Origin of the sequence: Flavobacterium sp. (genome assembly GCF_020217025.1) — a bacterium.
Lineage (GTDB): Bacteria > Bacteroidota > Bacteroidia > Flavobacteriales > Flavobacteriaceae > Flavobacterium.
This window is the reverse complement of the sequence record NZ_JAIWOF010000136.1, coordinates 1-10,000: the sequence shown is the minus strand read 5'-3', so window position 1 is coordinate 10,000 and position 10,000 is coordinate 1. Positions and strand designations below refer to the sequence as shown.

The following is a 10,000-nucleotide window of genomic DNA, read 5'->3' as shown; positions in this document are numbered from 1 at the left end:
AACTATCGAAAAGTTGCGAAATTACAGTTGAACCCGTACTTCTTAACCAAATCATCTTTTTTCCTGTTCGGTTTTTGACAAAATGGAAAATGGTAACATCAATTAATTGGGAAACTAAAAAAGCCGTAATACTTCCCACAATAATCCACATGCTTTGCCCGAAAACAGCAGTGAATTGTTCGTCGGTTATCAAGCCATCGCCTTTTACTGCTGGAATTTGAAGTCCAATTAGTAATAAGAAAAAGGTGTAGGCAATTAATCCAGCTGTTATAAAAGATAGTTTTTTTACTCCTTTTTCACCAAAATATTCATTGATTAAATCGGTTGTGATGAAAACTATTGGCCAAGGTAAAATCCCCAAACTCATTACAACATCTCCTATGTAAATTAATTTTCCTCCAATTAATTCCGCTACTAAAGCATTGGTAATAAAAATCCCAGCTAAAACAACGTAGATGATATCTTTTCTTCTTTGAAACATATTAATATTCTTCTAAATAATCTTCAACAGAAAGTTGATTTCCGTTTTTAAGTTTGCCATAAGAGGCTCTTCTGTGATTATCGTTTAACGATTCGTCAATCATGCTTTTAATTATTGCATCAATTTCTTTTTCTTCTAAATAGGTTTTGGCATTTAGTTTACAATATTCCTTTATATTGATTTTTCCATTTTCTGTTATAAATGCAATGCCACTAATTTTTTGTTGATTGGTATTGTATGAATTCTCTTCGATGTTGATTTTCTTGAAGAAGAAATACGTGATTTTTTTACCATTAAATCTAATTTCCTTAGCATCATAGAAGGACAATGAGTCTTTTTTCTTATCGATGTCTTCAAAATAAATATCGGCATCCATGGCAATAGTTTTTGCGTCATATTTTGTTAAATACGAATTTTGCTTCATGTGATGCAGCATTAAAAACCCTTTAAACTGAATTTTCTCATTTTCAAGAACGCTATCCATTGTTTGAGAATCAACTTGATTGGTTTTTTCCAGTTGTACTTCAGCAAATGCTAAATCCAATTCTTCAATTCTTAAATCGGTTGCTTTTTTAAATAATTCTGACACATCTTTTTCGGCCTTAAACGGATATAAAATAGTATAATAACTTATAAAATCTTCTATCGGAGCTTCATCTTTTTCATAGTATTCGTCCTCGTCTTTATTTTTAAAGTTCTGTTTGCTTTTCCAGCTGGCTAATCGTTTGTATTCTAGCTTTGCATTGGTTAAAATCATTTTTTTGTACGATTTTAATTTTTTTGCATTGCCGTGATTTTTTATTAAAAGCTGACGTGTAAAAGATACGATAGGCTCATGAAACTCTTTAATACTGTAATATTGAAAAATGTTTGGAAACAAAACCTGACTGTTTTCTAAGTCTTCTTCAAAATGATTAAAAAGTCCTATAATTTCATATTCATTGTCTGAAATAGGCAAATCATATTCTAGTAGTTCTTGCATTTTCTTGTAGGCTTCTTTACTTTTTTGAAAGGTTAACGCTCTTAAAACAGCAAATTGAATAACCGTATTTGTATTTTCTTTCTTGTAAGCATTTTCTAAATAGGTAGTAACTTCAGGCGATTTAATTCGTCCTAATTTTTCATATAATTCCCCAAGAATTTCAGTTTCATCGTCTCTAAATTTAAAAGTATTTAAGAAGGTTTTAAACTTTGGGAAATCCTCTTTTTCTATCGTTAAATAATCAATTGATTTTAAGGCAGAATAACGAATGCTATCGTGCTTACTTCTAACATCACTTAAAAATAAGTCCATTTTATTTTCTAAAATGTTCTCTGTTTTTTTGTTTTGTAAAGTAATAGAATGGAATGTTTTTTCTACAAAAGGATCTTTGTTATCATAGTTTTTAGAAACTAATGTGGATAGCTCATAAATGGTATTTCCATTCAGTAATAATTTGTATTTAATGGCTTGTTTTGAACTTGGTTTCGAAACCATTGCTTCAAAAGTATGTACATTTTTGTCTTTGTCGTGACTAATTTTTTCGTCAATAATCTTTAGTTTTTCATCTTTTGAGAATAGTTTTTTATCCCAATCTGAAAACATATAATCAGAAGCTAAATTAAGGTCTTCTTCAACAATTGGCACTTCAATTACTTCGTTATCACCTTCAATATCTGCAGGAGTTTCATTTGTAGTTACATCACCTATGATTTGTTTACGATAATTTTTCCAAATAGAATCAATTGATTTTTCAGTCTCATAACGATGATATTTGTAATAGTTAAGTTGTATTATTGAACCATTACTTCCTAAAAATTGATAGTTTTTAGATTGTGTCGTAAAATGATTTTTCTTTTTGCTACCGTTTTGAAGTTCTCTTTCTACTAAGAAGTCTAAGTGCTCGTTTTGTTTTTCAGGAATTTCAATACTAAAATGATTCGTCGTATCACGGAATATTCTATAACTTTCAGATTCTAATGAAGGTTTAATTTCAAATGAATCGAAAAAACGTTTGGTATCTGCATCTTCTGCATTTACTGTTCCTAAAAGGTAATATTTATTGCCGTTTAATTGCGATTTTAGTTGAATCTCTCTGTTTTCTATATTCGATTTTGAAAAGAAAGCAATTCGTTCTTTATTGAATTTAGTTTCTGTAGAATCTAATTCGTGTTGGGCATAAAATTCTTGATGAATTCGTTTTAATTCGTATTCTGAATTTTCTAAATTATCAATTTCAGAAAGTGTTTTTTCGATTAAAAAGTAAAAGCATTTTTTCTTTTCATCTAAAGCCGTAATAGCAATGTCGGAGTTGTCTTTGCCGTTGTTTTTATTTCCAGTGTAAGTATTGTAAGCTGGAACTTGAACTTCAAAATTTCCTTTTATTGGACTAATTTTTTCCCAAGTATTTTTACTGGTTTTTATCTCGATTTTAGAAAAAATATCTTCTTCAAAACGTCTTACATAATCGCCTTCGCCACCCATAATTACTGTTATAATTTCTAGTGGTGTTATATAATAGCGATAACGTTGTGCGTTGCCTGTTTTGGTTTTACTTTTAATATCGTAGACCCAGTAATTTTTTTCTTGAAATGATTTTTTTTCTAGAATTTCCCCTGGAATATTTTCATAAAATAAACTGTCTAATGTTTTGACATTAAATGTTTTATTTTTCTTGTTTAAGAAATCGTTTAGGAGTTTTCTTTTTACATTTACATAACCGCCATTTACTAAGTCAGGCGATTCTAAATCTTCGCCGTTTTCAAGTACAATTTCAAATAAAGGCAAGGAAATCATACCGTCTGCCGTTGCTCTATTTTTTAATTCAGGTTTGGTAAAGTATTCTTCAATTTGTTTTTTGGTTGCTTTTCCTTTTTCAGTATAATTACCAAAAACGGGAGTGATTTTATATCCTTTAGCGCGAAGTAATTCGATAACACCTTTTGGGCCTGGTAAGTGAGCCGCTCCAATGGCACTGAATAAACTTCCTGTTTTCATGATTGAATCCATGTTCTTAACCATTTCTATGTTTCGGTCAAAAAGCATGGCTTTTAAAAACGACTTTGGAGAGCTTAACATGGTTAACGAATCAATCATGTCTAAGTCTTTTTCTCTGTAATAATCGTTAAGCGCTTGGTCGTAGGGTTTGTTTTTTAATAATTTTAAAATAGCTTGACGATTTTTATCTACTTCGCTTTCATCCATTTTGGCTTGTGCCATCATAATGTTTAAAGTTGATTTTTTTACGTCTTCTAAACCAACAGTTCTTTTGTTGTATTTTCTACCTGTCCTGTAGATAAACATATCTAGATAGGTTTCTTCTTGATAGTCTTTTTGCGCCTCGTTTGTTCGTGTAAGAAGGCTTATTAAGTTGTAATTGCTGCTTCTGAAAAGTGGATATAAATTATCTTTTTCAATAGGTTGAATATAAAAATTAGTATAAAACTTTCCTTGATTGGCATACTGACTGTAAAAGCTAAACAAATCGAATAGCGTTGTCCAAGTTCTTGGTTCGCTTTCATTGGCAATGATATCTGCCTCTTGAAGATGTTTAAAAAAATTATCCGATAAATGATAGGAAACTTTATCACTTACGTGCATAGAACCGTAAACGTATGATTTTTTTTGCAAACCATTACCGCTAATTTCCCACAATAAACTTTGGTATTTTTTTTCTTGAGCAAATAATGAAGCTGATACAAGGGCTAATAGAAGAGCAATTTTTTTCAAAGCTATTTTCTTTTTTCGTTTACCCCAAATATACAGTATTTTAAAAAGAAAAAAACCTTAACTCTTGTTAAAGAATTAAGGTTTTGTATTTATTAGTTTAGAATAGGATTATCCTAAAGCAACTCTACTAAATCCAGTAACAGTTAAGTTTGCGTCTACAGATTTAATGTAAGCAGCAACACTCATAGAACTGTCTTTGATGTAATCTTGGTTTACTAAAGTATTGTCTTTGTAGAAACGTTGGATTTTTCCTTTAGAAATGTTATCTAACATTGCTTCTGGTTTACCTTCAGCTCTTAATTGCTCTTTAGCGATTTCGATTTCTTTTTCAATGATTGCAGCATCAACACCAGCTTCGTTTAAAGCAATTGGGTTCATAGCGGCAGCTTGCATTGCAACGTTTTTAGCAGCTTCGTCAGCACCAGCAACGTTAGCAGATAAAGCTACTAAAGTAGCAATTTTACCAGCGTGGATGTAAGATCCAACAAATGCACCTTCTAATCTTTCAAAAGCACCGATTTCGATTTTTTCTCCGATAACTCCTGTTTGCTCGATTAATTTCTCAGCAACAGTAATTCCGTTGAAATCAGAAGCTAATAATTCTTCTTTAGTAGCGAAGTTTAACGCTTGGTTAGCTAAATCGTTTGCTAATTTTACGAATGCTTCATTTTTACCTACGAAGTCAGTTTCACAGTTTAAAGTGATTGCAACTCCAGCAGTATTATCAGCATTGATAACAGCAACAGCAGCTCCTTCAGTAGATTCTCTATCTGAACGGTTAGCAGCTACTTTTTGACCTTTTTTTCTTAAGTTTTCGATAGCTAAATCGAAATCTCCTTCTGCTTCCACTAATGCTTTCTTGCAATCCATCATTCCAGCACCAGTGATAGTTCTTAATTTATTTACGTCTGCAGCAGTAATATTTGCCATTTTGTATTTTTTTTATTTGTTGTTTATAAAAGTAAAAAATCCCAATTACTAAATCCCAAATTCCAATTTTACTAAATTGCTAACGAATGGTTAGAACAAGTTTGGAATTTGGAATTTAATTCTTGGAATTTAATTTATTTATGCTTCAGTTTCAGTAGCAGGAGCTTCAGTAGCTTCTACTTCTTTAGCTGGTAATTCGTCTTTTTCAACTTTTCTATCAGAAAGACCTTCGATTAAAGCAGCAGATACTAAAGATAAAACTTTATCAATAGATTTAGAAGCATCATCATTAGCAGGAATTACGAAATCAATTGGACGTGGATCCGAGTTCGTATCTACCATTGCGAAAACTGGAATGTTTAATTTTTGTGCTTCTTTAATTGCAATATGCTCAGCTTTAACGTCTACTACAAAAAGAGCTGCTGGAAGTCTAGACATGTCAGCAATAGAACCTAAGTTTTTCTCTAATTTAGCACGTAAACGATCTACTTGTAATCTTTCTTTTTTAGATAAAGTCATGAAAGTACCGTCTTTCTTCATTCTATCAATAGAAGCCATTTTTTTAACAGCTTTACGGATAGTTACGAAGTTAGTTAACATACCACCTGGCCATCTTTCAGTGATGTAAGGCATGTTACATGCAGCTGCTTTCTCAGCAACGATATCTTTTGCTTGTTTTTTGGTAGCAACGAATAATACTTTTCTACCAGATGCAGCGATTTTTTTCAAAGCTTCGTTAGCTTCTTCAATTTTAGCTGCAGTTTTATATAGGTTAATGATATGAATACCATTACGCTCCATATAAATGTAAGGAGCCATGTTTGGATCCCATTTACGAGTCATGTGTCCGAAATGTACACCTGCTTCTAATAACTCTTTAACGTCAATTTTGTTTGCCATTGTGTAATAGTTTACGTTCCGTGATTAGCAATGTTCCGTTGGGCTTTAAGCTTTAAGCTTTAGGCTTTAGGCTTCATTTAGATGCTAAACTAATTCCCTTTTTACAAGGAATATCGACAACTTTGTTTTTAATTCAATTTTAATTGTAAAAATAAATCTGAAAATATATTCTGATAAATATCGAATATTAACGTTTCGAGAATTGGAATCTCTTACGTGCTTTTTTCTGACCGAATTTTTTACGTTCAACCATTCTAGGATCTCTTGTTAATAATCCTTCTGGTTTAAGGATAGCTCTGTTTTCAGCCTCAACTTCACACATTGCTCTTGCAATAGCCATTCTCACAGCTTCTGCTTGTCCTGTCGAACCACCACCATATACGTTTACTTTAACGTCAAAGTTTGATGCATTTTCTGTCATAGACATTGGTTGCATAACTTTGTACTGTAAAGTTGCAGTTGGGAAGTAGTTAGTGAATTCTCTTTTGTTTACAGTGATTTTTCCTGTTCCTTCTGAAACATAAACACGTGCAACAGCGCATTTTCTTCTACCGATTTTGTGAATAACTCCCATTACTTAAGATCGTTTAGGTTAACGGTTTTAGGTGATTGAGCCGCATGTTTGTGCTCAGAACCTACATATACATTTAAATTGCGGAATAATTCAGCACCTAATTTGTTTTTAGGTAACATTCCTTTGATAGCTTTTTCTACTAATAATGCAGGGTTTTTTTGTTGCATTACTCTAGCAGTTAAACTTCTTTGACCTCCTGGGTAACCTGTGTGTCTGATGTACGTTTTGTCATCTAACTTGTTACCAGTAAGGTTGATTTTTTCTGCGTTGATAACAATTACGTTATCCCCACAGTCAACGTGCGGTGTATAACTTGGTTTGTATTTACCTCTTAAAAGCATCGCTACTTTTGTAGATAAACGACCTAAGTTATGCCCTTCAGCGTCCACAACAATCCACTGCTTATCTGCAGTTGCTTTGTTGGCTGATACTGTTTTGTAGCTTAATGTGTTCACAATAATTAATTTAAATTAAACATTCCATTCCCAATAAAGGGAGTGCAAAAGTACAACTATTTATTAGAATTGCAAACCCCTTTTTGAAAATATTATTTTTTCTAATCTGTTAGTCATCATTCGCTTAACTAAAATTCATTTAAAGTTGTTTTTTTAAATTACACAAATACACTATTTTTACCTCTTAACTTTTATATATGAAAGCAAAAGCAACTCTAAAACAGATAGCACTAGAATTTGGCGTATCAATTTCTACCGTTTCTAAAGCACTAAGCGATAGCCCAGAAATTAGTGAAGCGACTAAGATTAAAATTCAAGAGTATGCTGCTTTAAAGAATTACAAACCTAATAGTATAGCCAAGAATCTAAAAAATCAACGTACCAATACTATAGGTGTAATTATTCCTAATATCCTAAATCCATTTTTTGCAAAGGTGTTTAGTGGAATTGAAAAAGTAGCTTTGGCGAAAGGTTATAATGTGATTACTGGGATTTCAAACGAATCTTTCAATAAAGAACAACAAGTAATGGACATGCTGAACAATGGAACCATTGATGGTTTTATAGTAGCTATTGCCGAAGAAACACAATCTTTAAAAGACTATAAACATTTTAAAGATATTATGAATAGTGGAACCCCTATTGTTTTGTTTGATAGAGTAGCTGATGGTATTAATTGCGATAAAGTAGTAGTAGATGATTTTGATTCCGCTTATCATGCTACGACTCATTTGATTAAATTAGGAAGTAAAAAAATCGCCTTGCTCTCTATTGTAAATAATTTGAGTGTTGGAAAATTACGTTTTGAAGGCTATAAAAAAGCCCTCACAGATGCTAACATGTCAATTGACGAAGATTTGATTATTCTTGAAACTGCTATTGAAGATTTTGATGTAAAACTACAAAAATTAATTTCTTCAAAAAAAATGGATGCTGTTTTTGCCTTAGACGAACACAGTTCCACCATGACCATGCGAATGGCACTGAAACAAGGAATTAAAATTCCAGAAGAATTAAATATTATTGGTTTTGCAGATGGTGTTTGGTCAAGACGATTAACACCGAGTTTATCAACGGTAAGCCAACACGCACCAGAAATTGGAGCCAAAGCAGCGGAGTTATTAATCCACAAACTAAATTCTAAAGACGAGTTTTACCAACCGCAAACCGTGGTGATTAAAACAGAGTTGCGTCAGAGAGAATCTACAAGAAGGTTATAGTTGCCTCGCTTTATCATCCTTCCAAGTAATATAACCCAAAATCGCATTGAACATATAAAACACGTATTTTGCAGTGTTGGCAATGTTCATTAGCATTACATTTTGTACAATCTTGAATAAATTATATACTTGCCAGTTAATCCAATTATCAGGATACATTCTACCTATATTAAAGGTGCCACCAAAACTGATTCCAGCTGGAATGGCGATGGCGAAAAACAATTTCCAATCAGTCGCTTTATCTGAAAATGTTGTGAAAGCAATGTAATTCAGGACTAACGAAAGCAGTAAACCTATTGCCATATTTCGGAAAAAGATAGCATCAATTGCATTTAAATATTGTTTCTTTTTCCAAATTCTAAAGGCAAAATAATTTCCAAAAAACGAAACAGGATAGGTTAAAATCGCCCCAATATTTCCCAAAAGATAATCAATACTTCCACTTAATAAGGTGTTGCAAGTGCTGATTAAATTCCCAATGTTGTTTTTCTTGGTGACCAATCGCGTCGCCATCATGGATAAACACGTGTTTAAAATGGAAAAGTAACCTAAGTAAAACGAGTAATTCTTTCCGTTAAAACTAAAATCGTAAGTGGTTTTGTAATATTCTAAATACACTGAAACGCCCACCACCAAAACCACTCCAATTATATCGAGATATTTACTATTGGTAATGCTTTTGATGGTAGTGATGGTGTTTTGCATCTTTATTCTTTTGTAAAGTTAAATTTCATTCCGCCCTGAATTAGTACAAATGACTTATCACCAAAAACCATCTCAATTCCAGCAGCGGCAAAAACGAAAGTCTTCTCTTCTTTGAATGTCAAAGGAAAAGCGCCTTGTCCTGTTGCTTGTGCTGATAATTCGCCATTCTTTTCAGAAACGGTAATTTTTAAAGGAATGTCTTTTGAAGCATAAGTTCCAGTAAATTTTGCTAATTCTGCTTTATCCATTTTCATGAATTGAGGAAAAGGAAACGGCATTTTGTAATAAATACTCAAAATTCCAATGATAATATCGTTTTGCACAAAATTATCGCCATTTGAAATCAAAGAAAAACTCAATTTCTCGGTTGGATAATAACCTAACATCGAACTGAAATTTTCAATTCTTCCACCATGACCATAAAAACGTCTTTCGCCAAATGGAAACTGAATTAACGCTTTTCCGTAACCTTCTTTAATTTCTTTCATTTGATCTAAAGAAGCTTGGCTAACTAGTTTTCCATTGAAAAGAGCATAAATAAATTTAGTTAAATCGGCAGTAGTTGAAGTAATTCCACCCGATGCAAACGGAATCGAATTGTGATTTTCTAACGATTTCACCCAATTGGTGCCATCAAAATAATAGGAATAACTTTCTTTGTTTGCTGTATTTGTTGCTTCTTCTTTATAGTATGTAGTTGGAACGAAAACTTTATTGGTAACTGCGCCTTTAGCGGTCATTTCGGTTTTACTTTCGTACGTTCCTAATTCAGCTTTTTTAACGATTCGATTTTGTAAATTTTCAGCGTAGGATTTTTTGGTTAACTTTTCAATAATACAGCCTAAAATAAAAAAGTTAGAATTGCTGTATTGATATTTACTTCCAGGCTCAAATAAAGGCTCGTAAGATGTAATTACTTTTAAAATATCTTCTTTCGAATGTTTTTTGTCTAACACTTTATGAAAAGTAGAATCTTGATTTACAAAATCAACAATTCCTGTTCTGTGGTGTAATAAATCGTAAATC

General features: G+C 32.2%; 9 protein-coding genes. 1 reads left to right on the top strand and 8 read right to left on the bottom strand.

Features of this window, described 5'->3' with window-relative positions:
* From LDL23_RS06775 to rplM, 6 genes are all read right to left on the bottom strand, one after another.
* On the bottom strand, positions 1-481 hold a 481-nt coding region (locus tag LDL23_RS06775; protein WP_291265026.1), incomplete at its 3' end, for a queuosine precursor transporter.
* A gap of 1 nt (position 482) precedes the next feature.
* On the bottom strand, positions 483-4,190 hold the full coding sequence (locus LDL23_RS06770; protein WP_291265025.1) for a TraB/GumN family protein: 3,708 nt from the start codon (positions 4,188-4,190) through the stop codon (positions 483-485).
* A 108-nt stretch (positions 4,191-4,298) separates the two neighbouring features.
* Complete coding sequence (gene tsf / locus LDL23_RS06765; RefSeq protein WP_026724385.1) at positions 4,299-5,120, bottom strand: translation elongation factor Ts; 822 nt, start codon at positions 5,118-5,120, stop codon at positions 4,299-4,301.
* A 138-nt stretch (positions 5,121-5,258) separates the two neighbouring features.
* On the bottom strand, positions 5,259-6,020 hold the full coding sequence (gene rpsB / locus LDL23_RS06760) for a 30S ribosomal protein S2 (protein ID WP_008256012.1): 762 nt from the start codon (positions 6,018-6,020) through the stop codon (positions 5,259-5,261).
* Positions 6,021-6,207: 187 nt separating this feature from the next.
* Positions 6,208-6,594, bottom strand: coding sequence for a 30S ribosomal protein S9 (gene rpsI, locus LDL23_RS06755; protein ID WP_008256015.1), 387 nt, complete (start codon positions 6,592-6,594; stop codon positions 6,208-6,210).
* The gene (gene rplM / locus LDL23_RS06750) at positions 6,594-7,049 is read right to left on the bottom strand and encodes a 50S ribosomal protein L13 (protein ID WP_026724384.1); all 456 of its coding nucleotides are present in this window, start codon (positions 7,047-7,049) and stop codon (positions 6,594-6,596) included. The genes rpsI and rplM overlap by 1 nt, the downstream gene beginning before the upstream one ends.
* Before the next feature lie 197 nt (positions 7,050-7,246).
* On the opposite strand from rplM, the gene LDL23_RS06745 reads away from it, so the two are divergent.
* A complete protein-coding gene (locus LDL23_RS06745; RefSeq protein WP_291265024.1) occupies positions 7,247-8,269 on the top strand; it encodes a LacI family DNA-binding transcriptional regulator in 1,023 nt (340 codons plus the stop codon).
* Here LDL23_RS06745 and LDL23_RS06740 read toward each other — a convergent pair.
* Together LDL23_RS06740 and LDL23_RS06735 are read right to left on the bottom strand one after the other, a co-directional pair.
* A complete protein-coding gene (locus LDL23_RS06740) occupies positions 8,264-8,974 on the bottom strand; it encodes a nicotinamide mononucleotide transporter family protein (protein WP_291265023.1) in 711 nt (236 codons plus the stop codon). The two genes, LDL23_RS06745 and LDL23_RS06740, sit on opposite strands and share 6 nt — an antisense overlap.
* A gap of 2 nt (positions 8,975-8,976) precedes the next feature.
* Positions 8,977-10,000 (bottom strand): serine hydrolase (locus tag LDL23_RS06735; protein ID WP_291265022.1); only part of this gene is annotated, 1,024 nt, incomplete at its 5' end.

Excerpts from the sequence above, each read along its gene's own strand:
- tsf (WP_026724385.1), bottom strand. The coding sequence starts at position 5,120 with ATGGCAAATATTACTGCTGCAGACGTAAATAAATTAAGAACTATCACT.
- rpsB (WP_008256012.1), bottom strand. The coding sequence starts at position 6,020 with ATGGCAAACAAAATTGACGTTAAAGAGTTATTAGAAGCAGGTGTACAT.
- rpsI (WP_008256015.1), bottom strand. The coding sequence starts at position 6,594 with ATGGGAGTTATTCACAAAATCGGTAGAAGAAAATGCGCTGTTGCACGT.
- LDL23_RS06745 (WP_291265024.1), top strand. The coding sequence starts at position 7,247 with ATGAAAGCAAAAGCAACTCTAAAACAGATAGCACTAGAATTTGGCGTA.
- LDL23_RS06740 (WP_291265023.1), bottom strand. The coding sequence starts at position 8,974 with ATGCAAAACACCATCACTACCATCAAAAGCATTACCAATAGTAAATAT.